The following is a 23,047-nucleotide window of genomic DNA, read 5'->3' as shown; positions in this document are numbered from 1 at the left end:
CCGACCGGGTCCCGCCCGGTGGCGCCGAAACGCGTCAGAAGACCTGTGTGTAGCAGCCGAAGCCGATCACGACCACGCCCACCAGCGCCGTCAGGATCCTTAGGGTCTTGGGTATCGTCATGGGGAATCCCCGTTCATGGGTGGGAATTGGTGCCGGCCGGCCACTGCTGGGTGCCGGCCGCCGGGCTCACAGGCAGGTGCGCACGAGCCATTCGTCGGGGTTGTAGGTGTCCTTGGCCGGGTCAGGGATCGTCGCCGGCCGTTCCTCCACCGTGTCCTCCAGGCGAATGCGCTCCGGCAGCTTTCCGAAGCGTGCGTGGCGCGCGGTCTCCGTCGCGTCCGGCAGTTGCGTCTTCTCCTGCGTCATCTCGTGCTCCTCTGCTCGCTCGGGCCGGCTCACGGTTTCTGACCGGGCCGGCGGGGCCGGGGGCTGACGCCCCGGCGGTCGCCGTGTCGGCTCAGACGACGGTCACCGGGATGTCGCCCCGGGCGGCCAAGGCGTACAGGCACAACTGGTGGGCAGCGGCGCCGAGTTCGTCGGTGGCCTGTGGGTCGACCCCGCTCGGTTCGAGCCGGAGCACCGCTGAGGCCGAACTCGTCCGAGTCGTCGTGGTGCACGGTGCCATGGGGATGCTCTCCTCCGCAGGAACCGTTGCCGGTTCGACTGGTGACGATACTGGCAAGATGTCGATCACCGGTCAAGGTGGTTACCGTCACTACCCCAGAACAGCCACGCCGGCGCGACGCACCGCGAAAGGTCTGCGAATCCCCAGGCAGAAGGCGAATGAGCCTGCACACGGAATCTGCGGCCGGACCCGGCTCCAAGTGGTTACTGTACGTACATCACCGGTTTGACAGGTGATATCCGGCGTGCCAGGGTCGTGCCACGAGCCTATGGCGGACACCGGGATCCCGCGATCGGAACGCGGACGGGGCGCCGCTCACACGGCCGCGACGGCCGTACAGCCGAGGAGAAGGGGTCTCGCATGGTCAGCAGGCGGAGCTTCGGCAGACTCGCGGGCGCCGGCGCGGTCGCGGCATCCCTGACCGGGGTGTCCTCGACGGCGTCCGCACAGTCCAAGGCGGGCGGAACGCCGGCGTCGGAGCCCACCGCCGCCAACCAGGGGCATCCCTCATTCGGAGCACTGCGGCAGATCAAGGCCGGCGTTCTCGACGTCGGTTACGCCGAGGCCGGCCCCGCGCACGGGCCCGCGGTGATCCTGCTGCACGGCTGGCCCTACGACATCCACAGCTACATCGAGGTCGCGCCCCTGCTGGCGGCGAAGGGCTACCGGGTGATCGTGCCCTATCTGCGCGGCCACGGGACGACGCGTTTCCTGTCCGGAAAGACCTTCCGCGACGCCCAGCAGTCGGTGGTCGCCCTCGACATCACCGCCCTGATGGACGCGCTGAGGATCGAGAAGGCCGTCCTCGCCGGCTACGACTGGGGGGCACGGACGGCCGACATCATCGCGGCGCTGTGGCCCGAGCGCTGCAAGGCCCTGGTCTCCGTGACGGGGTATCTGATCACCAACCGGGAGGCCAACAAGCAGCCGCAGCCGCCCCAGGCCGAGTGGGCGTGGTGGTACCAGTACTACTTCTCCACGGAACGCGGCCGGCTCGGGCTGGAGAACAAGCAGTACCGGCGCGAACTGGCGCGGCTCGTCTGGAAGTTCAACTCACCGACCTGGAACTTCGACGACGCCACCTTCGACCGCACCGCCGCCGCGTTCGACAACCCGGACTATGTCGCCATCGTGATCCACAACTACCGCTGGCGGCTGGGGCTGGCGGCGGGCGATCCGCGCTACGACGGCCTCGAGCAGCGGCTTGCCAAGGGTCCCGTGATCGGGGTGCCGACGGTCACCCTCGACGGCGAACGCGATCCGTTCACCCCCGCCGGGGACGGTGCCATGTACCGGGACAAGTTCTCAGGCCCCTACGCGCATCGGACCCTGAAGGGGATCGGCCACAACGTGCCCCAGGAGGCTCCGCAGGCGTTCGCCGAAGCGGTGGTCGAGGCCGACACCCTGCGGCGCGGTTGACCCGCGAGCCGCCCGGCGCAACGGCCGGTCCACCGGCGGGCGGGACGATCCCCTCTCCCGCCCGGCGAACCGGCCTCCTGCCAACCCCCGTCCGATGCGCGAGCGCCAGGAGACCCACGTCAGCGTGCGGCAGAAGCGTCTCTGACTGGCTTGGCGAGTCTGAGCGTTGCTCAGCCTTGGGAGCCAATCGCCTTCGTGCTCTGGTACTGAACGACAGGAGCCGCCAGCCCGCGTAGCACGTCCCTCCGGACGCTGGTCGACCGGGCCGCAATGCCCGACCGAGGAGGGTGCCCAACGTCGCCTGGGCGCCGGGCGTGCGCGTAGCACTCTGCCACAGGTTCACTACGCTTCGCTAATCCAACTGGTGAGCCTGTACCTGCTTCTTGCGCGCACGGTAGGCCTGAGCCTTGAGCTTGTTCCCGCACGACTCCATGCCGCACCAGTGCCGGCGCATGCCGCGCGAGCGGTCGATGTAGACGCGCGTGCACTCCGGATTGCCGCACTCCTTCATCAGCGGCACGTCCGGTCCGCTCAGCAGCTCGACGGCGTGGCGCGCCACGGTGGACAGCGCTTCTTCGGGAGTCGCGTCGGTCCAGCGTCCGGACGGGGTGAGCTGGGGCGTGGCGGGCGGCTTGCGGGCGGCGCCGTTCACCACCGCCAGTGCCGCGCGGTCGTACTCCTCGCCCGCGACCCTGGCGGAGACCAGTTCGTAGATCGCCTCACGGACCTCGATCGCCCGCTCGACGTCGGACTCACGGCTGGGAGTGACGGCATCCAGGATCCCGGACTCGACGTACCACGCGTCCAGGCGGTCCGGCGACACCAGCATCTCGAACCGCACCGTCCGGCGCGCGCGGAGCGTCGCGGCGAAGTCGAGCGCGGGACTCCCGCACGGAAAAGCGTGCTCCAGTTTCACAACACCATTCTGACAGGTGACGCAGGCAACCACAACCGCCCGTCACCTCTCAGACAAGTGATGCACCCTCGCGAGTGACGCCGGGCGCGGTGACACCCAACAGGGCCAGGCAGTTCGCCCACAGGGCATCGAGGCGGTGCGTGTCGTTGTAGAGCTTGGCGAAGAGCACCTGACCTTCGAGCTGGGCGACCACGGACCGGGCGGCCTCGTGACTGTCCGGGACGGTGACCTCGCCGCGCTCGCGGGCCTCCTCGACGACCACCTCGACCAACTCGACCTGCGCCTCGAAGATCTGCTGCAGCCGAGCACGGATGGCCTCGGTCTGGTTGCTCATCTCCAGCGTCAGATTCCCGAACAGGCAGCCCGAGACGGTTCCACAGGTCTGCTGCCCGGCGCGCTGCTCCGCCTCGGTCGCCTCGAACAGCCGCCGCAGGCGCTCCAGGGGCGGCCTCTCGCCCCCCAGGATGCCGATCCAGGCGTCGCGCTGGCCGGCCCAGTGCTCGTCGAGAACTGTGAGGGCCAGCTCCTCCTTGGAGTCGAAGAAGTAGTAGAAGCTGCCCTTCGGCACACCCGCCGCCTTGCAGATCTCGGCCACCCCCAGCGCGGAATAGCCGCGCTGCTCGATGAGCGACTGCGCGGCGGCGAGGATCCTCTCCCTGGCATCACTGCTGCGTCCCATGTTGCAAGTCTACGACCGGTCGACTACATTTTTACTAGACCGGTCGTCTATTCCTTCCTCAGTACGTCAGGAGACCGACACCATGACGGATCGCATGACCGACACCAGCACTGATCCCGTACGCGAGATCCTCGAGCGCTGGAAGGCCGCCTTCGACGGACACCAGGTCGAGACGATGGCCGGCCTGTTCACGGACGATGCGCTCTTCCAGGGGTTCGGACCCGAGGTCACGTCCGGGCGCGACGCGGTGCGCGCCTACTACGACGCGGTGGCGGACGACCGCTCGGCCGACGTCACCGTCCTGAGCACGTACACCATCGGCGATCAAGTGGCCGGCGGCTTCGCGGACGTGACCTTCAAGGACCCGCACGGCTGGGAGGCGCCGGTCCATATGTCGCTGGTACTCCAGCGCCAGAACGACGCGTGGCGGATCCGGCAGTACCACGTGTCCCGGGTCATCACCGACCACTGACACGCCTGCCCTACCGACGTGGACGGGAGTCAGAAGCCCTCGCGGATGCGGGCCTTGATTCCGGGCGCGATGGTGAGTCGTGAGGGGTTGCGCCCCGTTCACGCGCCGGGCGCCCGCCCCTGCACACGACGGAAAAAGTGGGCGGAGGCCGAGCGATGGACATCAAGGGATCGGTGGCTCTCGTCACGGGCGCCAACCGCGGCATCGGCAGAGCATTCGCACGGGTGCTGCTCGACCACGGGGCGCTCAAGGTCTACGCCGCCGCGCGGGACCCCGAAAGCGTGACCGATGCCGATGTCACGCCGCTACGTCTGGACGTCACCGATCACGATGAGGTCGCCGCGGCCGCCGGCACAGCGGGCGACGTGACGATCGTGATCAACAACGCCGGTGTGGGCGGCTGGGAGACCAAGCTCATCGAAGGCCCCTTCGACGGGGCCCGCCAGGCCCTCGAGGTCAACTTCTTCGGCACCTGGGCCGTCGCCCGCGCCTTCGCCCCGGTCCTGGCCAGGAACGGGGGCGGCGCCCTGGTGAACATCCTGTCGGTGGCGTCCTGGCTCCCCCGGCCCGGATGGCCCGGGTACGCGGCGTCCAAGGCGGCCGAGTGGTCGCTGACCGGTGCGCTGCGCGAGGGGCTGCGGGACCAGGGCACCCTGGTCGTCGGAGTGCACGCCGGGTTCGTGGAGACGGACCTGTCCTCCTGGGTGGACGTGCCCAAGCTCAGCGCCGAGGACGTCGCCGAGCAGACCGTTCAGGCCCTGGCCGACGACCGGGTCGAGGTACTCGCCGACGAGCGCACAAGGGAGGTCAAGGCAAACCTGTGCCGCCCCCTCGACGCCGAGCCTTTCTGAATACCGGGGCCGAACGGCCTGACTCCGGCGGCCGACCCCCGCAACACGCCAAGGCCCCGCACAACCCGTGTCCGACCGGCGCGCGCATCTCCTACGCCGCACCGCGTTCGGGTGACCAGCCGCGCAACCCGCAGTCTGCCCGCCGCCCGCCACGGCCCCGCACCACACGGCAGCCTGCTCACTCCCGCGCAACGGCCCCGCGCATCCCGGTGAGCCGTCTGCCGGGCACCGGCAGCTCTCTACCGCGCTCGCCGAACTCCTCTCGATTCCGGGGACGACCCGCGAAATCCCGGCGGCCGTCCGCCGCACACGCCAAGGCCGGCGCAACCCGTAGTCCGTCCGCCGCACGCAGCGGCCCCGCACCACACCGCAGCCCGGTCCCTCACACGCAACGGCCCCGCGCATCACGTACGCCGCACGGCATACGAGTCACTCGCCCCGCACGACATCAGTCGCCCCGCGCATGCAGGCGCCGCACGGCTCACCCGTCACTGCCCTCGCGCCGCACCGCACATGCGTCACTGCCCCGCGCATCGAGAGGCCGCACGGCACACCCGTCACTGCCCCCGCCATATGTTGTCGAACGCCGCCTTCTCTATGTCCCGCCGCTGCCGTACGGCCGTCAGTTCCGTCACCGCGTCGTCGACGGCGCCCAGTACCGTCGTCACCGCCTCGTCGGTGTCGTCCGGGAGTCCGTCGGCCGGCATCTCACGGATCCCCGCGGTCCCGGCGAGCGTGGCCAGTACGGGCTCCCCGGCGGCCCAGCGGTCCGTCGCCTCCCGCCGGGCGGGCGAGTCGATCAGCACCGCCTCACCGGTCCAGGACGGCAACCAGCGACGGCGCTGCCGGGCGAACAGCCCCTCCTCCTCGAAGGCGGCGAGATACGCCGAGGACAGACCGCGCCCTCTGCGCCACAGCCAGTCCTCGACCGACTCGTACGGGCTCTGCCGGACGAGTGACGACGCGGCCTCCTGCAGCATGCGGTCGTCCGTCACCGGCGGGTCTGCCGGGACCAGCAGGTCCCCGTCCAGCGAAACGGCACGGGCGTCCATGAGGTCGAGCAACTCGGCCCCCGCGAGCGAAAGCGACAGGTCACCCGGTTCGGCAGGACGGCCCGGGGCAGCGTCCAGGGCGACGATGAGCAGGTCCCGTGCGATGGTCATGCGTGGCTCCACGTCTCGGACTTGGTGGCAGCGCGTCGCTGAGCGCCCGCCCCGTCAGCCCGACCCTAACGCGGCCGGCTCAGGTGCGGTCTGCCGAGGCCGGAGCGGCGTCGACGGCCGTCGACGGGCTCTCGGAACCACCGTGCCGTACGGCCGCCATGTGGTGCGGGAATCCGATCCGGAGGACTCCCGACGCGAGGGCGGCGGCGAGGACCACGGCAGCGGCCAGCAGCAGGGCCCGCTGGTAACCGTGCTGGAGCAGCGGGGCGACGACCAGCGGACCGAGGATCTGGCCCACGGAGTACCCGGTGGTCAGCAGGGCGACGGACCGCGGATACCGCAGCTGGTCGCCCGTCGCCAGCGCGAGGGTGCTGACACCGATGAAGGTGGCGCCGAACAGGAGCGCGGAGAGCAGCGCGGCCGCCACCGACCCGAGCACCGCGGGCAGGGCGATACCTACCGCCTGGACGACGAGTGCGGCCAGCAGCAGGTCGGGCCGCGACCAGCGGCGCCCCAGCCGGGCCCACAGGGCCGCTGACGGCACGGCGGCGAGACCGACCAGTACCCAGGCGCCGGCGCCGACCCAACCCGGTGAGTTCTGCCCGATCGCGGCGACGAGGAAGGTGCCCGCCACGATGTAGCCGACGCCTTCGAGCGTGTAGCTGGCGAACAGCGCACCGAACCAGCGGTGCGTGGACGTCCTAGGACGCCGGGCCGTGGCACCTGCGACGGCCGGGGGCGTCCGCTCGGGACGCAGGTTCCAGGAGACGGCGGCGAGTGCGGCGCAGAGCGCGGCCGAGGCCCACCAGGCGGCTTGCCAGTCGGCGGCGGTGCGCAGCACGAGGACCAGCAGCCCGGACAGCGCGATACCCGCGCCGACTCCGCCGAACGCCCAGCCGGGCAGATGGGCGGGGTGCTCGCCCAGGTGGCTGAGCAGGGAGTTCGCCGCGATGACGAAGATCAGGGCGCTGGCGATCCCGGCCAGTAGTCGCAGTACGAGCCACACGGCCGTGCTGTGCGTCGCGGGCATCCCGGCCAGGGTGAGGGTCAGAGCGACCAGGCAGGCCCGAAGGGCGAAGGGCGAGCGGATCAGCGCGGGGGCGAGGATGCCCATCAGGGCCCCGAGGAGATAGCCGGCGTAGTTGGCGGTGGCCAGGTTCGCGCCCGCGCTCGCGGAGAGTCCGGCCTGGGCGTGCATGAGAGGAAGGATCGGGGTGTAAACGAACCGGCCCACTCCCATACCGGCCGCGAGTGCGGCGGCCGCCCTGGCGACATGCGCCCAGGGTGAGTTCACGGGGACGTTCGTTCCGGTGGCTGAAGGGCGCTGGATGCGCGCACTCATGAGGGAGTCCTCTGGAGGTGGTCCGGGGAGCGTGGAACCGCAGGCGTCGCCGGCCTTCGCCAACGAGGGCGTGAGGGGGCGGGGCTTCGGGGTCAGGACGCCGAGCCGGTCCGGCCAGGGTCGTTGGGGTGGGATTCGAGCGGCGTGACGGTGAAGGTCATCCACGGGCTCAGCGGCAGCGTGCCGAGCACCTTCTCGTGCAGTTGTGCCTCGTCGGCGGCACGCCAGATCCCGTAGCTGCGCAACTCGCCGACCGGGCGCCACAGCCGCACGAGGTGGCCGGTGGCGGCGAGTTCCCTCGCGCGCTCGGCTTCGGCCGCGCGCCGTCGGTCGACCTCTTCCTGGCCGGTGCCCTCGGGAACCGTGGTGGTGATCTCGACCAGGAACTCACGCATGCTCATCGCTCTCCAAAGTGGGTGGGCAAGCCCCCCGTGCGACCGGGGTGCCGAGGCAGGGCCACGAGCCCATCGTGTCCCCGCCGCCGCGAACGGCGCCACGACCGGCCATCTCGCTGCTGGTAGGCGCAACCTCTCAGCGCCGTAGCATGGCGAGCGTGGAACTGCGCCAACTGCGGTACTTCCTCGCGGTCGCCGAGGAGCTGAACTTCGGCCGGGCCGCCGAGCGGCTGCTGATCGCCGGTCCTTCGCTGTCACAGCAGATCAAGGCGCTGGAACGCGACCTCGGTGTGAAGCTCTTCGACCGTGACCGCCGTTCGGTGTCCCTGACCGCGGCCGGGTCGGCCCTCCTGCCGCACACCCGCGCCCTGGTGGAGCGGGCGGACGACCTCAAGCGGCGCGCCGGTCTCCTCGCCGGCTCGGAGGCGGTACGGCTCGGTTACGTCAACTGGCTGCCCCCGGACCTGACCACCCGTACCGCCTCCGTGGCCCAAGTGCACCTTGACGCGTGGGTCGCGCCCTCGCACACCCAGGCCGCCAGGGTCGCTGACGGCAGCCTCGACGTCGCCGTGTGCTGGATACGCCACGAGGATCTGGAGCGCCTGGATCTCAAGGCCCGGCTCATCGGCGCGGACCGGCTGTACGCCGTCGGCCCCGGTGCCGCAGAGCGCGATGTACGGGTCCGGGACACGACGGTTCTGATCGACGCGGACACCACGTCCTGGGCGTCCTGGAACGTATTCGCCGAGGAACTGTGCGAGGACACAGGTGCCCGGGCCGTCTCCATCACCGACGGCGGCATCACCGGTCCCGCCTTCTTCGACCATGTGCGCCGCTGCCGCCGTCCCGTGATCAACTCCCCGAAGGGCCAGACCACTTCCCTGCCGCCCGACCTGGTACGGCGCCCCCTGGTCGGCCCGAAGGTCTACTGGACGTGGTCGCTGGTGTGGCGCGGCGGCGAGCAGCGCACATCGGTCCTGGCCGTGGTGGACGCCCTGACCGAGGGGGTCGGCGATCTCGGCATCCACGCCCCGGACGCCTGGCTGCCCGACGGCGACCCCTACAGACTCTGACGGCCCCGGAGACCGGGGCCGCTCGAGAACATCCGGCCGCGCTCGGCCATCGCCGGATGGTTTCGGCACCGGCCGTACCGCCGCCGGTGGACCGGGCGTCTCAGGAAGCCATGTCGAGGACCATGCGGAAGCGGGCGTCCCCGGAGAGCATCCGCTCGTAGGCGTCCATCGCCCGCTCGAACGGCAGTGTCTCCACCATCGGCCGGATGTCCTGCGCCAGGCAGTAGGCGAGGTTGTCCTCGTTCTCGATGGACGACCCGGTGAGGCTGCCGGTGATGCTGCGCGTGCCGAAGATCAGGCTGATCGTGGACACCGAGAGGGGGTCGGGCGCGGCGCCGACCACGACCAGGTTTCCACCCGGCGCGAGGCCGTCGACCAGGGGGCTCATGGAGGCGCCGCTCGACGCGGTGGCGACGACGAGCGCCGCGCCGCCCAGGTTCCGCAGGGCCGCGGCGGGGTCCTCACGGGTGCTGTCGATGTACTCGTGGGCGCCCAGTTCCCGTGCCAGCTTCTCCTTGTCGGTCCCGCGCGCGATGGCGGCGACGCGGTACCCGAGACTGCGGGCGTACTGCAGGGCCAGGTGCCCCAGTCCGCCGATGCCCTGCACGGCCACCAGGCTGCCCGCCCGGCTGGCCTTCTGCTGGAGGGCGATGAACGTGGTCAGGCCCGCGCACAGCAGCGGCGCGGCCTCGGCGGCGGTCAGGCCGTCGGGGATCCGGACGAGGCCGCTGGCTCGTGCGTAGACCACCTCGGCGTAGCCGCCGTCGACGGTGGTTCCGGTCTGTGCCTGGTTGACGCAGTTGACGAAGTCGCCGCGGCGGCACGGCTCGCACTCCCAGCACTGGCCGCCGAGGAACCCGACGCCGACCCGGTCGCCCGGCCGCCAGGCGCTGACGCCGGGGCCCACCGCGTCGATCACCCCGACGATCTCGTGTCCGGGCACGAGCGGCTTCGAGGGGTCGGGGCGCAGGCCCTCCACCGCCAGCGCGTCGGTGTGGCAGACGCCGCACGCCTCCACCCGCAGCCGGACGTGCCCGGGTGCGGGCTCCACCAGTTCACGTTCCACCAGCCGCAGTTGGTGGACTCCGGTGGCCTCGAAGGCTCGATAAGTGGACATGTCGATACTCCTGAATAGCCTGTCGGTCCCGTGAACCGAACAGTGGATGTGATGGGGCCGCCGGCGCTCAGCACTCAGTGCAGGACGACGCCGAAGACCATGTGGAAGAAGCTGTCGAAGGGAACGGAGGACTTGTCGGCGCGGGCGACGAGCAGCGTGCCCTCCCAGGCGCTGAGGATGAACCGCGCGGCGTCGTCGGCATCGAGGCCGGCAGACACTTCTCCCGATTCCCGCGCCTCGGTCAGCACCTGGGCGATCAGGGCGGCCCATTGGTCGAAACCCCGCCGCACCGCGGCCCTGATCACTTCGTTGTGATCGCCGACCTCGGCCGCGAAGTTGCCCACGAGACACCCTTGCGAGAACCCGCTGTCGACGACGGGCCGCCGGAGGAAGTCGAAGTGGGCCCGCAACCGCTCAAGGGGGGATCGCCCGGGTGCGGTGAGGATGTCGAACCGCAGCCCGGCGCCGTAGCGGTCCAGCGCCTCCAGCGCGCTCTCCTCCTTGCTGGAGAAGTGGTTGTAGAACGACCCCTTCGGAGCTCCGGCGGCCGCGGTGATGTCGTTGATGCCGGTCGCATGGAAGCCACGCAGGTGGAACTGCTCAAGGGCCGCCTGCGCGATCTGCTCGCGCTTGGACGCTCGCGCCATCGGATGTCACCTCGTTCTGCCGTACGCCTATATGGCCGGTCTACTTGAAACTAATATGACCAGTCTACTTGGAATTCGTCAAGCGCCTCGGCATCCTCACCGGACACCACTCGACCGGAACCACGGAAGACTCGAAATCGGCGCCGCGGGACCGGAGCCCGACACCTCCGTGCGCTGTCGCCACCGACCCCGCCCGAACATGGGCGGCGCCCGGTCAACCGGACAGCGCCCCGCCCTCCGCAGGCGCAGGGGCGCCACGGCCGTCCTTGAGCACGAACTCCACATCGTCGAGATCGACGGCCTCGCCATGATCGTCCACGAATGCGACACCCAAGGGCCGCAGCGTGCTGCGGCTGCGGCGCAGGGCACTCGGTCCGCTCACGGGCGGACGGTGCCGGTCCCCCCATTGCTGGATCGCGCCGAGCACCACCAGCAACTCACGCCCGGCCGGCGTCAGGTGGTAGTCGAACCGGGCCCGGCGCCCCGGCTCCTGATAGGTGCGGCGCTCCATCACACCGCCCTCCACCAGCGCCGCGAGGCGCTGCGTGAGCAGGTCGGTGGCGATGCCCAGGGCGTCGCGGAAGTCGCTGAACCGGGTCACGCCCGCCATGGCCTCGCGGATGACGAGCAGGGTCCAGCGGTCCCCGAGGAGGCCCAGGCTCCGCTCGATGGAGCAGACGGGCTGGTCCGGAGTGATCTCGGGTCGCTTCGCTCTGGCCATGGTGACCAACCTACATGACTTGGAGAATCCAATCCACGTGCTAGCTTGGAAGAACCAATTCAGCTGGGGCCCATGGCGCCCCGGCTCTGAGCCGGGAGGCGACCCATGCGCATCAACGGACAGACAGCCCTGGTCACGGGCGCGAACCGCGGGATAGGCGCGGCTCTGAGCCAGGCCCTTCTGGACCGCGGTGCCGCCAAGGTGTACGCGGCGGTGCGCAACCCGGAGACCGTGACCGACCCCCGGCTGACACCGCTGCGGCTGGACGTGACCGACCCCCGGGAGGTCGCGGCGGCGGCCGAGGCCGCCCAGGACGTCACGATCGTGATCAACAACGCCGGACAGACCAGTGGCGGCACCCACCTCCTGGACGGCGACCTCGACGGCGCCCGCCGTGCGATGGAGGTCAACTTCTACGGCACCTGGTCGGTCTCCCGCGCCTTCGCTCCGGTCCTCGCGGCGCACGAGGGCGGAGCGCTGGTGAACGTGCTGTCCGCGGCCTCCTGGTGGGCGATCGAGGGAGCACCCGGATATTCGGCCTCCAAGGCGGCGCAGTGGTCGCTGACCAACGCGCTCCGCCAGGGTCTGCGCAAGCAGGGGACCCAGGTGCTGGGCGTGCACTGCGCTTTCGTCGACACGGACCTCAGCGCGGGAGTGGACGCCCCGAAGCTGAGTGCGGACGAGGTGGCCGAGCAGACGCTTCGCGCGCTCGAGGACGACGCGAACGAAATCCTCATCGACGAGTTCACCAGGAAGACCCGCGCGGCGCTCGCCGGCGGCATCGCGGGACTGCACGAGATCGGTTTCTGATCCGGCCGCTCTTTACGTTCGCGGTCGTCGGGGCGGCTTCCGGCTGCCCCGACGACCGTCCGGGCATCGGCTTGCGGCCCTTGGCGATCAGGACACCGCTCCCGGTGACGCGGCCTGCGTGTGCCACCGGACCGGCCGGACCGGTTCGGGTGACCGGACACCCCAAGGGCGACGGCCCCGCCCCGGCCGCAGCGGATGCGGCCCCGGCGGGGGACGCCGATGCTGAAGGAAGGGGGAAGACCCGGGAAGACCTGGGAAAACCCGCAAGGAGGCCACGATGTCCGTGATGGACAAGCTCAAGCGGATGCTGACGGGCCACGGGGAACACATGGGCGAGAGCGCCGAAAAGGCCGGCCGCATCGCCGAGGACAAGACCCGGGACATGACCGGCGGTCAGGTGGACAAGGGCCCCGACGCCCTCAGGGACCAGATGCGGCCCCCGCAGGACCGGGACAACCCGCCCCAGCCGTAGACAGCGAACTGACGCAGCGTCACGTTCGCGGACCCCCTCACCGGGCGTCCGCGGCGAGGCTCTAACGTGTGCCGCGTGACTGCCTTTGCCGACGAAGACATTCCCGGCCGCTACGGCCCCTCCGCGACCACCGAGGCCGACCCCCGTCAGGTGGGGCGGGTGAGGACCGAGTACTCCCCCGCGCACGACGGCGATCCCGACCCCGGGGAGATCGTCTGGACCTGGGTGCCGTTCGAGGAGAACGACGGACGGGGCAAGGACCGTCCGGTCCTCGTGGTCGCCCGGGAGACGTCCGGCACGCTGCTCGCCGTGCAGTTGTCCAGCAAGCAGCACGACCACGACCGGGAGTGGGTGGCGATAGGCAGCGGGCCCTGGGACCGGTCGGGGCGCGACTCCTGGGTGGATGTCGACCGCGTGCTGCGACTGCACGAGAACGGAATGCGGCGCGAGGCGTGCGCGCTGGACCGGATGCGGTTCAACCTCGTCGTACACCGGCTGCGGGAAAGGTACGGCTGGAACTGAGCGGCGGGGTCACGGGGCGCACACGTCGGCGAAGGCCTGTGCGAACGCGGCCCGTGTCGTGGTGCCCGGCGTGCGGTCCAGCACGCCGAAGACGATCTCCTCGAAGCAGCCCTCGAACCGCCCCTCGACCAGCAGTTCCCGAAACGCCCCGGCCACCTGTGCCGGGTCGTTCTGGAACACCCCGCAGCCCCAGGCACCCAGGACCAGCCGCCGGTAGCCGCAGACGACCGCGGTCTCCAGGACCCGTTCGGCCCGCACCGCCAGGGCACCCGGCAGTTCGGTCACGCGCTGCGGCGTCCTGCGGCGCACCACTCCGGCGTTCGGCGCCGCGGCGGTCAGGAAGCCGGCCGGGTACGGCTCGTCGAGCAGACGGCCCCGGTCGTCGCGGAAGACGGGCACGGCGGGCGAATGGATGACGCGGTCCGTGTAGAACGGGTCGCGGTGCGCCCGGTGGTGGTCGTAGAACTCCCTGACCTCACGGACGCACGCGTACAGCGCGGAGGCCCGGCACAGGGCCTCCTCCTGGGCCTGCGCGCCGTTCAGATAGCCACCGCCCGGATTGCGCGCGGAGGCGAAGTTCAGCACGGCCACCCGCTCACCCGAACGGCTCAGCAGGCGCCGGGCGGCCTCCAGACTGCTCTCCCCGGTGACCTCGAGGACGGTCGGGACGGTGCTGGGCTGCGGTGTCCGCACCGGATCCGGTCCGAACATACGCGTGCCGCTCCGCGCGGCCTCGACCGCCGCGGCGATGGCCACCGTCCGGCCACCGGCCGCGCGATAGGCGCCCGCAGCGACGATCTCCTCCGTCTGCTGCGCGATTCCCCGCAGGCGCGCGCTCACGGCGCCACCCCCGTGGGCGCCGTGAGCGCAGCGCGCACGGCCTCCTCCGGTCCACCACCGGTCTCCCCCGTCGTGCTCACGCAGGAATGGTGAGCGATCCTGGACCTGCGCCGCAACAGAGTTTCCCGCCCCCGAAAACAACCGATTTCGCCCCGACCAACAGAAAGCGATGGCACCGCAAAGCCCACTGGGCACCCTTGTGCGAATCGACGCCAAGGTCTTGGGTGGGACGAGTGAAACCGGCCCGGTCGATCAGGCACCGGGTCGAAGGCATGGTGGAATCTCAGGAGGATCCCGACATGTCCGATTCGGTGAGTGACTGTACGGAGCCCCGCTCCGCCGTCACCGACGCCGAGGTGGAGGCGCTGGTCCGCGGCATCTGCTTCAAGACCGGACCGCCCCGCTCGCTCGGTGTCGAGGTGGAATGGCTCGTCCACGAGCTGCGGAGACCGTGGCTCCCTGTATCACCCGAACGTCTACGAGCGGCCTACGCCGCACTGCGGTCCCTGCCCCTGAGTTCGGCGCTCACCGTCGAACCCGGCGGCCAGCTGGAGCTCAGCTCAGCTCCGGCCGCCTCCCTGATGGAGTGCATAGGGGCCGTCTCCGCCGACCTCGAGGCGGTCCGCGCGCTGCTGTGTGAGGCCGATATCGGCCTCAGTGGCTACGGCCAGGATCTCTGGAACCCTCCACGCCGCTTCCTTCGTGAGCCGCGCTATGACGCCATGGAGCGGTACCTGGACCGCACCGGCCCCGAGGGTCGTTTCATGATGTGCTCCTCCGCCTCCGTCCAGGTGTGCCTGGACGCCGGATACGAGGAGCCGGGCCCCCTCGGGCACGGGCGGCGTTGGTGGCTGGCGCACCAGCTGGGCGCGGTGTTGGTCGCCGCGTTCGCGCACTCTCCGCTGTCACGCGGCCGGCCCACGGGCTGGCGCTCGACGCGGCAGTTCGTGTGGGCCGCCATGGAACCGGGGCGCAGCAGCGCTGCGCCCCTCGGCGGCGACCCTAGGGTCGCGTGGGCCCGGCATGTGATGGACGCGCCCGTGATGTGCGTCCGGGCCGAGACCGGCCCCTGGCGTGTGCCGGACGGTATGAGTTTCCGGGACTGGACCCGGTCCGCGGACCCGCCGGGCCGCGGTGACCTCGACTACCACCTCACGACGCTGTTTCCTCCGATACGGCCCCGCGGGCATCTTGAATTCCGCATGATCGATGCCCAGCCGGGCGACGACGGATGGATCGTGCCGCTCGCTGTGACGACCGCGCTCTTCGACGATCCGCAGGCCGCCGAGACCGCCTACCGGACGGTGAAACCCCTGGCGGAGCGGGCTGGTTCACTTCCGGCTCCGTGTAATCCGCTGTGGGTCGCCGCCGCCCGCGACGGTCTCAGCGACCCCGAGCTGCACGAGGCCGCCGTCGCCTGTTTCGCGGCCGCGGCCGAGGCGCTGCCCCGGCTCGGCGCCACCGCCCGCGTGCGGCGCCTGGTCGCGGAGTTCACCGACCGCTACGTGGCCCGGGGCCGCTGCCCCGCCGACGATCTGCTGCTCCAGTTCCACGGGAAGGACACCCGTTCCGGCGGGGAGGACACCCGGTTCCACGGGAAGGACATCCGCACATGACCGACGACCGGTCACCGACAGACCCGGAGAAGCTCCGGGAGCGTGTACTGGACGCGCTGACCACGGCCCGCGACCGTACGGCGCTCCTGACCACCTGTGTCGACGAACCCGACCTCATGGCCCAGCACTCACCGCTGATGTCACCGCTGGTGTGGGACCTCGCGCACATAGGCAACCAGGAAGAGCTGTGGCTGCTGCGCACGGTCGCGGGACGCGAGGCCATGCGCCCCGACATCGACGGGATCTACGACGCCTTCGAGCACCCGCGCGCCGCGCGGCCCACCCTCCCGCTGCTGCCGCCCACGCAGGCCCGGCGGTACGCCGCCGAGGTGCGCGGCCGGGCCCTGGACGTGCTGGAGAGCACGCCGTTCGAGGGCCGGCGCCTGACCGAGGCGGGCTTCGCCTTCGGCATGATCGCCCAGCACGAACAGCAGCACGATGAGACGATGCTGATCACCCATCAGCTCCGCCGCGGGCCGGGGGCGCTGACCGCACCCGATCCGGAGCCGGTGGCGCCGTACGACGGTCCCTGCGAAGTCCTCGTGCCCGGCGGACCGTTCACGATGGGCACCTCGACCGAGCCATGGGCACTGGACAACGAACGGCCCGCGCACGAGCGTCTGGTCCCCGGCTTCTACATCGATGCCACCCCGGTCACGAACGCCGCCTACCAGGCGTTCATCGAGGACGGAGGGTACGGCGAAGAGCGCTGGTGGACCCCTGAGGGGTGGGCGCACATCCGCACCAACAACCTCGAGGCCCCGCTGTACTGGCGGCGCGAGGGCGGGCAGTGGCTGCGGCGACGCTTGGGGACCACCGAGGTGGTGCCGCCCGACGAGCCCGTCCTGCACGTGTGCTGGTACGAGGCGGACGCGTATGCGCGCTGGGCGGGGCGCCGGCTGCCCACCGAGACGGAGTGGGAGAAGGCGGCGCGCCACGACCCGGACACCGGCCGGTCCCGCCGCTACCCGTGGGGGGACGCCGACCCGGGGCCCGAGCACGCCAACCTCGGCCAGCGTCATCTGCGTCCGGCGCCGGCCGGCAGCTATCCGGCGGGCGCCTCACCGCTCGGCGTACGGCAGTTGATCGGCGACGTGTGGGAGTGGACGGCGAGCGACTTCCTGCCGTACCCGGGGTTCACCGCGTTCCCGTACAAGGAGTACTCGGAGGTCTTCTTCGGGCCCGAGTACAAGGTGCTGCGCGGCGGTTCGTTCGCCGTGGACCAGGTGGCCTGCCGCGGCACGTTCCGCAACTGGGACTATCCGATCCGGCGGCAGATCTTCTCCGGATTCCGTACGGCGAGGGATGCCTGATGTGTCGTCATCTGGCTTTTCTCGGCGCTGAGGAGCCCCTCGGCCGGATACTCATGGAGCCTAAGCACAGCCTCTACCGGCAGTCGTGGGCGCCGCGCAGGCAGCGCTATGGAACGGTCAACGCCGACGGCTTCGGGGTCGGTTGGTACGCCGCCGGCGATCCGGTGCCGGCCCGGTACCGCCGGATGGGACCCATCTGGAGCGACCCGTCCTTCGCCGATCTGGCGCGGGTCGTGCGCTCCGGCGCGTTCCTGGCCGCCGTACGCGACGCCACCGAAGGGTGTGCCGCAGGGGAGGCCGCCGCCGCCCCGTTCGCCGCGGGCCGCTGGCTGTTCAGCCACAACGGGGCCGTCACCGACTGGCCCCGTTCGGTCGCGGACCTCACCCGCACCCTGCCGCCCGCCGAGTTGCTGTCGCTGGAGGCGCGCACCGACTCCGCGCTGGTCTGGGCGCTCGTGCTGAACCGGCTGCGCACCGGCGACGAGGCGGGACAGGCGCTGGCCGACACCGTGCTGGAGATCGGCGAGGCGGCCCCCGGCTCCCGGCTCAACCTGCTGCTCACCAACGGGGAGACGATCGCCGCCACCGCATGGGGGGACACGCTCTGGTACCTGGCCGAGCCCGGCCGCACCGTCGTGGCCTCCGAGCCCTACGACGACGACCCGCAATGGCAGGAGGTGCCCGACCGCACACTGCTCGCGGCCACGCGCACCGACGTCCTGCTCACCCCTCTCAAGGATCTCCGCGACGACATGGCATCCGTACCACGCGAGGAGCCGAGCACGTGAGCCCGTTCCATCTCACCCGCACCCTTCCCGAGGACGCCACAGACGCCGCGCTGCGCGCCGATGTGCTCCACGGCCTCACCCGCATGCCCAAGACACTGCCGCCGAAGTGGTTCTACGACGCTCACGGCAGCAACCTGTTCGAAAAGATCACCGAACTGCCCGAGTACTACCCCACGCGCGCCGAGCGCGAGATCCTGATCGACCGCGCCGGGGAGATCGCGTCCGCGACCGGCGCCCGCACGCTGGTGGAGCTGGGCTCCGGCTCGTCCGAGAAGACCCGGTACCTGCTGGACGCGCTGACCGGCCTCGACACCTATGTGCCGGTGGATGTGAGCGAGAGCGCGCTCACCCAGGCCGGCCATGCGCTGATCGCCGAACGGCCCGGACTGAACGTCCACGCGCTCATCGCCGACTTCACCGCCGGCCTGGAGCTGCCGGACACACCCGGGCCGCGCCTGGTGGCGTTCCTGGGCGGCACGATCGGCAACCTGGTGCCGGACGAGCGGGCGGCGTTCCTGACGTCCGTACGCTCGCTCCTGGCGCCCAAAGACGCGCTGCTGCTCGGCACCGACCTGGTCAAGGACGAGTCGGTGCTGGTGGCGGCGTACGACGACGCGGCCGGGGTGACGGCCGAGTTCAACAAGAACGTGCTGACCGTCGTCAACCGTGAGCTGGGGGCCGACTTCGACCCCGGCGCGTTCGCCCATGTGGCCCTGTGGGACCCCGAGAACGAGTGGATCGAGATGCGGCTGCGGGCGCTCAGGGCGCAGACCGTGAAGGTCCCCACCCTCGACCTGGCGGTGGACTTCATACGCGGCGAGGAAATGCGCACCGAGGTGTCGGCGAAGTTCCGCAAGGACGGCATACGTCATGAACTCGCCGCAGCGAGACTGGCGTTGACCCACTGGTGGACGGACACGGACGGGAGGTTCGCGCTGTCGCTGAGCGTGACCCGCTGACCGAGCCGGTCCCGGATGACGCCGGTCCGTGCGGCGCCCGGTGACGGGCGCGCGGCCTGCCGCCGGCGCGTATTCGGGTGTTGCGCCGGGAGGCGCGGATCCCGCTGCCCAAGCGGGATCCGCGCCTCCCGGCGCGTTCGCCACAGAGGCCTTGAAGGGTTGTCCGCGCCGTCCGTGGCCCCGTTACCTTTTCCGTGGCCCCGCAATGGGGCGCCTGGCCCCCGGGCCCGGTATGGCTGTTTGCCCCCTGTCGAGGTGATGACCTGGGGGGTGTTGCCGCCGGGCTTTGGGGCACCGCTTGACCGCTGATGAGGGGCCTGACGACCGCCTGGCCCGGTGCAACGCCGGACCGCTTGTGGGCGGGGATGTCTGCGTAACGTGGTTGCCGGCGTGTGGTGCCGCAGGGACGGCCGGGGGGAGCACGAGTGACGAGGGGCACGCGTACATGGTCGACACCGCCGGGATAGATCTCTTCCTCGGCCTGGACCTGGGCAAGGAGTTCCACCACGCCCACGGTCTGACGTGCGAAGGGAAGACCGTCCACGACAAGAGACTGCCGAACACCGAACCGAGGCTGCTGGAGCTGTTCAGCCGGCTGGTGACGAAGTTCGGCACCGTCCTGGTGATCGTGGACCAGGTCGCCAACATTGGCGCGTTGCCGCTGACGGTGGCCCGCGCGGCAGGCTGCCGGGTCGCCTACCTGCCCGGCTTGTCGATGCGCCGGGCCGCCGATCTGCATCCGGGCGAGGCCAAGACCGACGCCCGTGACGCCTACGTGATCGCTGAGACCGCCCGGAGCATGCCGCACACCCTGCGCGCGGTGGACCGTGACGACGAGGCGCTGGCCGAGCTGACCATGCTCACCGGCTACGACAACGACCTGGCCGGCGAGGTCAACCGCACCACGAACCGGCTGCGCGGCCTGCTCTCCCAGATCCATCCTTCCCTTGAACGCGTCCTCGGCCCCCGCCTGGCCTACCCCTACATCCAGGTTCTCCTTCAACGGCACGGATCCCCGTCCAGGCTGAAGAAGCTGGGCCGTGCCCGCTGCGAGGCCCTGCTCAAGGCCCACGGCTCACGCAAGGCCCACCACCTGACCGCAGAGATCTTCGACGCGCTCGCCGAGCAGACCCTTGTCGTTCCGGGCACCGAGGCCAGCGCCGTGATCGTGCCGGGACTCGCCGCCCAGCTCGCCGCCGCCCACACCCAGCGCCGCCAGGCCGAGCAGGAGATCGCCGCCCTGCTGGAGGCCCTCCCTCTTTTCCACCTCCTGACGTCCCTGCCCGGCCTGGGCGTCAGGACCACAGCCGCCGTGATCGTCGCGATCGGTGACGGCACTTCCTTCCCCACCGCCGGACACCTCGCCTCCTACGCCGGACTCGCCCCGGCCACGAAGTCCTCGGGCACCTCCATCCGCGGCGAGCACGCACCCCACCGCGGCAACCGACTCCTCAAACGCGCCCTGTTCCAGGCCGCGTTCGCCGCGATCGGCTGCAAGTCCGACCCGTCCTCCCGGATCTACTACGACCGTCAACGCGCACGCGGCAAGACCCACACCCAGGCGATCCTCCGCCTGGCCCGCCAGCGCGTGAACGTCATCCACGCGATGATCCGCACCGGCGCCCTCTACGAAGCACGCACCCCGGGCGACGTCGGCCTCGCCGCCTGACGACCCCACCGCCCCGCCCTCCAGGCCCCATCACGCCCGCGCACCGGCATGGCCACTCCGGCTCCGCCGGCCACCGGGCTGCCCATCAGCCACCCGATCCACCGGGAACGTCCCGATCCCGCTTCGCGGGACGTTCCCGAAAACCAGGATCAACCCCTGCGAACCGACCCCACCGGGGTTGACGAAACAGATAGGGGCACCCCCCCCCGCACGACCCCCCCGCACGACCCCATGTCTCGCGATCCGCCGCATCGTACGGCACGGTGGAGTGACGTGTGACACAGCCGCCACGCGGAGAGGAGCACCCGCATGACCGACCACACCTACCGGGTCACCGAGATCGTCGGCAGCTCGCCCGAGGGCGTCGACCAGGCCGTTCGCAATGCGATCGCCCGTGCCTCACAGACCCTGCGCAACCTGGACTGGTTCGAGGTCACTCAGGTCAGGGGCCGTATCGAGAACGGCGAGATCGAGCACTACCAAGTCGGCCTGAAGGTGGGCTTCCGCATCGAGGGCGGCGAGTAGCAGGACCCGTCAGGTGCGCCCCTGCCGCTCCTGCGCGTCCTTGAGCGCGACGGAAGGGGTTCCCCAGCGCGCGCGTACGACGGGGAAACCCGCCCGTTCCGCGTCGTGGCAGACCAGTTCGTCGTCGTCCACGAGCATGCGGATCTCACTGCCACGGGCCAGCTCGTGCAGAATCTCCAGCTTGGTGAAGCGGGCGGGCCTGCGGTCGGTGTCCGGCCGCATGTACAGGCGCCCCTCGGGCAGGCCGTGGGTGGTGAGCCACTCAAGGGTGTCGTTCCGGTAGCGCGCGGGCCGCCCGGTCAGATAGACGATCTCGCACGACTCGGCGGTCTCCCGGGCCAGCGCGACGCCCTCGGCCAGCGGAGGGTCCTGCGGCGCGGCCGCGAAGAACGCCGCCCAGTCCCGCGGTTGCGCCTCCAGGAAGCGCTGCCTGTGCGCGGTGTCGGCGAGGGTGTTGTCGAGATCGAATACGGCGACCGGCCTGCTGTTGTCCGTCACCCGGCCCACTCTAGGGTGATCGGCGAGGTCCCCCGTACGAACCGCCCGCCCAGCCGCCCCCCGGTCGCCCCGGGTTCACGCTGTTCGACAGCAATGCACACGGCCCCCACCTCCACAGACCACCACTGGGCGAGTCGCCGGTGTGCACCGCCTGTTCCTCGCGGCCGCCGGACTTCTCCCCGCGTGACCCCGTTCCCCCCTCGTGACCAGGCATGTTTCACCCCGTTCAGTACTGACTCACGCCTGATTCTCGTACAGCAGTGGTATATGACCCATCCATGGCCAAACCTCACGTTGCGAACCGCACGCCGGTATCACAGGGTCAAGGTGTGAGCGCAATCCCGCCCGCCCCTGTCACCGAGCGCGCCGGGGGCGCAGCCCCTCGCGTCCGCCTGCCCTTGCCGAACCGGCTCATGCCCGGTGCCGCCCAGGCCCTCGCCCTGTTCGCCGCCATCCGTCTCGCCGGGATCGGCGCGATCGCCCTGGCGAACCACCTCGCCGGTCAACCGCTGTTCAAGGGCTTGGCTCATTCTTGGGATTCACGCTGGTACCTGCACATCGCCGAGTACGGCTACGGCACCCACGTCCATGTCATCGCCGCCACCGGTGCAGTCCAGCGGGACTGGGCGTTCTTCCCGCTCTACCCGGGACTCATCCGGGCCCTGTCCACCGTCCTCCTGCTCTCCCCGGGTGCCGCCGCCCTGTTGGTCGCGTGGAGTGCCGCCGGAGCAGCCGCCTACGGCATCTACGCGATCGGCCGTCATCTGTACGGACGAGCGGTCGGGACCGCGCTCGTCGGCGTCTGGGCGGCACTGCCGTGCTCCGTCGTCCTCGGGATCGCCTATACGGAGTCCCTGCTCACCGCACTGGCCGCCTGGTCCTTGTACGCCGTGCTGACGGGCCGGTGGCTCTGGGCGGGCACACTGGCCGCGCTTGCGGGCCTGTCCCGGCCCACCGGGTTCGCGGTGGCCGCCGCGGTGAGTGTGGTGGCGGTGCACGAGATCGTCAAGCGACGCGGCCGGGTTCCGCTCGGACTGTGGATCGGCACCGCGATCGCCCCGCTCGGCTGGGTGGGCTTCGTGCTGTGGGTCGGGGACCGCACGGGCGACCTGTTCGGCGGCTACTTCACGGTGCAGCGGGCCTGGGACTCCCGCTTCGACTTCGGCCTCGGTTCGCTGCGCTTCATCAAGGCGCTGCTGCTGCACGGCGGCCGGGTCACCTACCCGCTGGCGCTGGTCGTCGTCGCCGCGGCCGTACTGCTGTTCTGCCTGCTGTGCGTCGAGCGGGTCCCCCTGGCGCTGGTCGTGTACGCGGGCACGCTCCTGCTGATCACGGTCGGCGGATCCGGCCCGTTCGCGTCGAAGCCGCGCTTCCTGCTGCCTGCCTTCCCCTTGCTGATCCCTCTGGCGCTCGCCTTCGCCCGGAGCTGGAGAGTCCGGCCCAGGAACGCCGTACTGCCGGGTGCCGCCCTCGTCATGGTCTCCGTGGTCTACGGCACCTACCTCGTGACGGCCGGCCACACACCGCTGTGAACGGGGACCCGCCACACCCCTGGCATGCCGGGCCGCGACCGTACCGGTCAACGGGCCCGGTGCGCGGGGGCGGGGGTGCGGC

The 23,047-nt window shown here is 70.8% G+C and carries 26 protein-coding genes; 14 read left to right on the top strand and 12 right to left on the bottom strand.

Annotated features, from left to right (window positions below; all coding sequences use genetic code 11):
• Positions 1-187: 187 nt before the first annotated feature.
• Positions 188-367, bottom strand: a complete 180-nt coding sequence (locus tag ACQEXA_RS46150; RefSeq protein WP_432924839.1) for a hypothetical protein — start codon at positions 365-367, stop codon at positions 188-190.
• A gap of 91 nt (positions 368-458) precedes the next feature.
• Positions 459-626, bottom strand: a complete 168-nt coding sequence (locus ACQEXA_RS46145; protein WP_432924841.1) for a hypothetical protein — start codon at positions 624-626, stop codon at positions 459-461.
• A 360-nt stretch (positions 627-986) separates the two neighbouring features.
• Between ACQEXA_RS46145 and ACQEXA_RS46140 the strand changes: the two genes are divergently transcribed.
• Positions 987-2,045, top strand: coding sequence for an alpha/beta fold hydrolase (locus ACQEXA_RS46140; RefSeq protein WP_432924843.1), 1,059 nt, complete (start codon positions 987-989; stop codon positions 2,043-2,045).
• 352 nt (positions 2,046-2,397) lie between these two features.
• On the opposite strand, the gene ACQEXA_RS46135 is transcribed toward ACQEXA_RS46140, so the two are convergent.
• Positions 2,398-2,961: a CGNR zinc finger domain-containing protein gene (locus ACQEXA_RS46135; protein WP_432924845.1), complete on the bottom strand. Its 564-nt coding sequence runs from the start codon at positions 2,959-2,961 to the stop codon at positions 2,398-2,400.
• Between the two features lie 49 nt (positions 2,962-3,010).
• Positions 3,011-3,640, bottom strand: coding sequence for a TetR/AcrR family transcriptional regulator (locus ACQEXA_RS46130; protein WP_432924847.1), 630 nt, complete (start codon positions 3,638-3,640; stop codon positions 3,011-3,013).
• Between the two features lie 82 nt (positions 3,641-3,722).
• Here ACQEXA_RS46130 and ACQEXA_RS46125 point away from each other — a divergent pair, with 82 nt between their 5' ends.
• Positions 3,723-4,112, top strand: coding sequence for a YybH family protein (locus ACQEXA_RS46125; RefSeq protein WP_432924849.1), 390 nt, complete (start codon positions 3,723-3,725; stop codon positions 4,110-4,112).
• 155 nt (positions 4,113-4,267) lie between these two features.
• A complete protein-coding gene (locus ACQEXA_RS46120) occupies positions 4,268-4,963 on the top strand; it encodes an SDR family oxidoreductase (protein ID WP_432924851.1) in 696 nt (231 codons plus the stop codon).
• Between the two features lie 557 nt (positions 4,964-5,520).
• Here the strand turns inward: ACQEXA_RS46120 and ACQEXA_RS46115 are convergent.
• The 3 genes from ACQEXA_RS46115 to ACQEXA_RS46105 form a co-directional block, all read right to left on the bottom strand.
• Positions 5,521-6,126 carry a GOLPH3/VPS74 family protein gene (locus tag ACQEXA_RS46115; RefSeq protein ID WP_432924853.1) on the bottom strand — a complete coding sequence of 202 codons (606 nt, stop codon included), beginning with the start codon at positions 6,124-6,126 and terminating at the stop codon, positions 5,521-5,523.
• 79 nt (positions 6,127-6,205) lie between these two features.
• Positions 6,206-7,468, bottom strand: a complete 1,263-nt coding sequence (locus ACQEXA_RS46110; protein ID WP_432924855.1) for a YbfB/YjiJ family MFS transporter — start codon at positions 7,466-7,468, stop codon at positions 6,206-6,208.
• 92 nt (positions 7,469-7,560) lie between these two features.
• Positions 7,561-7,863 carry a muconolactone Delta-isomerase family protein gene (locus tag ACQEXA_RS46105; protein WP_359396172.1) on the bottom strand — a complete coding sequence of 101 codons (303 nt, stop codon included), beginning with the start codon at positions 7,861-7,863 and terminating at the stop codon, positions 7,561-7,563.
• A 149-nt stretch (positions 7,864-8,012) separates the two neighbouring features.
• On the opposite strand from ACQEXA_RS46105, the gene ACQEXA_RS46100 reads away from it, so the two are divergent.
• Positions 8,013-8,936 (top strand): LysR family transcriptional regulator, encoded by a 924-nt coding sequence (locus tag ACQEXA_RS46100; protein ID WP_432924857.1) that lies wholly within the window; start codon positions 8,013-8,015, stop codon positions 8,934-8,936.
• 100 nt (positions 8,937-9,036) lie between these two features.
• Here the strand turns inward: ACQEXA_RS46100 and ACQEXA_RS46095 are convergent, their stop codons facing one another.
• The 3 genes from ACQEXA_RS46095 to ACQEXA_RS46085 form a co-directional block, all read right to left on the bottom strand.
• Positions 9,037-10,053: an alcohol dehydrogenase gene (locus ACQEXA_RS46095; RefSeq protein WP_432924859.1), complete on the bottom strand. Its 1,017-nt coding sequence runs from the start codon at positions 10,051-10,053 to the stop codon at positions 9,037-9,039.
• Positions 10,054-10,127: 74 nt separating this feature from the next.
• Positions 10,128-10,700 carry a TetR family transcriptional regulator C-terminal domain-containing protein gene (locus ACQEXA_RS46090; RefSeq protein WP_432924861.1) on the bottom strand — a complete coding sequence of 191 codons (573 nt, stop codon included), beginning with the start codon at positions 10,698-10,700 and terminating at the stop codon, positions 10,128-10,130.
• Between the two features lie 214 nt (positions 10,701-10,914).
• Positions 10,915-11,421: a winged helix-turn-helix transcriptional regulator gene (locus ACQEXA_RS46085; RefSeq protein ID WP_359396003.1), complete on the bottom strand. Its 507-nt coding sequence runs from the start codon at positions 11,419-11,421 to the stop codon at positions 10,915-10,917.
• Positions 11,422-11,526: 105 nt separating this feature from the next.
• Here ACQEXA_RS46085 and ACQEXA_RS46080 point away from each other — a divergent pair, with 105 nt between their 5' ends.
• The 3 genes from ACQEXA_RS46080 to ACQEXA_RS46070 all read left to right on the top strand — a co-directional run bounded on the left by ACQEXA_RS46080 (position 11,527) and on the right by ACQEXA_RS46070 (position 13,225).
• Complete coding sequence (locus ACQEXA_RS46080) at positions 11,527-12,231, top strand: SDR family oxidoreductase (protein WP_432924863.1); 705 nt, start codon at positions 11,527-11,529, stop codon at positions 12,229-12,231.
• Between the two features lie 277 nt (positions 12,232-12,508).
• Positions 12,509-12,703 (top strand): antitoxin, encoded by a 195-nt coding sequence (locus ACQEXA_RS46075; protein WP_359395999.1) that lies wholly within the window; start codon positions 12,509-12,511, stop codon positions 12,701-12,703.
• Between the two features lie 75 nt (positions 12,704-12,778).
• Positions 12,779-13,225 (top strand): type II toxin-antitoxin system PemK/MazF family toxin, encoded by a 447-nt coding sequence (locus ACQEXA_RS46070; protein ID WP_432924866.1) that lies wholly within the window; start codon positions 12,779-12,781, stop codon positions 13,223-13,225.
• 9 nt (positions 13,226-13,234) lie between these two features.
• Here ACQEXA_RS46070 and ACQEXA_RS46065 read toward each other — a convergent pair whose 3' ends face one another.
• Positions 13,235-14,065 carry a TIGR02452 family protein gene (locus tag ACQEXA_RS46065; protein WP_432924868.1) on the bottom strand — a complete coding sequence of 277 codons (831 nt, stop codon included), beginning with the start codon at positions 14,063-14,065 and terminating at the stop codon, positions 13,235-13,237.
• Positions 14,066-14,364: 299 nt separating this feature from the next.
• Here ACQEXA_RS46065 and egtA point away from each other — a divergent pair, with 299 nt between their 5' ends.
• The 6 genes from egtA (at position 14,365) to ACQEXA_RS46035 (ending at position 20,935) form a co-directional block, all read left to right on the top strand.
• On the top strand, positions 14,365-15,681 hold the full coding sequence (egtA, locus tag ACQEXA_RS46060) for an ergothioneine biosynthesis glutamate--cysteine ligase EgtA (protein WP_433132877.1): 1,317 nt from the start codon (positions 14,365-14,367) through the stop codon (positions 15,679-15,681).
• Positions 15,678-16,994 carry an ergothioneine biosynthesis protein EgtB gene (gene egtB, locus ACQEXA_RS46055; RefSeq protein WP_432920264.1) on the top strand — a complete coding sequence of 439 codons (1,317 nt, stop codon included), beginning with the start codon at positions 15,678-15,680 and terminating at the stop codon, positions 16,992-16,994. The genes egtA and egtB overlap by 4 nt, the downstream gene beginning before the upstream one ends.
• Entirely contained in the window at positions 16,994-17,782 is a 789-nt protein-coding gene (gene egtC / locus ACQEXA_RS46050) for an ergothioneine biosynthesis protein EgtC (RefSeq protein WP_432920262.1), read from the top strand. The genes egtB and egtC overlap by 1 nt, the downstream gene beginning before the upstream one ends.
• Positions 17,779-18,741, top strand: coding sequence for an L-histidine N(alpha)-methyltransferase (gene egtD / locus ACQEXA_RS46045; protein WP_433132875.1), 963 nt, complete (start codon positions 17,779-17,781; stop codon positions 18,739-18,741). The genes egtC and egtD overlap by 4 nt, the downstream gene beginning before the upstream one ends.
• A 445-nt stretch (positions 18,742-19,186) precedes the next feature.
• Positions 19,187-20,410 carry an IS110 family transposase gene (locus tag ACQEXA_RS46040; RefSeq protein WP_433128595.1) on the top strand — a complete coding sequence of 408 codons (1,224 nt, stop codon included), beginning with the start codon at positions 19,187-19,189 and terminating at the stop codon, positions 20,408-20,410.
• 309 nt (positions 20,411-20,719) lie between these two features.
• Positions 20,720-20,935 (top strand): dodecin, encoded by a 216-nt coding sequence (locus tag ACQEXA_RS46035; RefSeq protein WP_359411925.1) that lies wholly within the window; start codon positions 20,720-20,722, stop codon positions 20,933-20,935.
• Positions 20,936-20,944: 9 nt separating this feature from the next.
• Here the strand turns inward: ACQEXA_RS46035 and ACQEXA_RS46030 are convergent, their stop codons facing one another.
• Positions 20,945-21,433, bottom strand: a complete 489-nt coding sequence (locus ACQEXA_RS46030; RefSeq protein ID WP_359411927.1) for an LNS2 domain-containing protein — start codon at positions 21,431-21,433, stop codon at positions 20,945-20,947.
• 329 nt (positions 21,434-21,762) lie between these two features.
• On the opposite strand from ACQEXA_RS46030, the gene ACQEXA_RS46025 reads away from it, so the two are divergent.
• Complete coding sequence (locus tag ACQEXA_RS46025; protein ID WP_432924874.1) at positions 21,763-22,965, top strand: hypothetical protein; 1,203 nt, start codon at positions 21,763-21,765, stop codon at positions 22,963-22,965.
• Positions 22,966-23,047: the final 82 nt, after the last annotated feature.

It is taken from the genome of Streptomyces sp. CA-106110 (assembly GCF_050936285.1).
Classification (GTDB): domain Bacteria; phylum Actinomycetota; class Actinomycetes; order Streptomycetales; family Streptomycetaceae; genus Streptomyces.
This window is presented reverse-complemented; position numbering and strand designations above follow the sequence as displayed.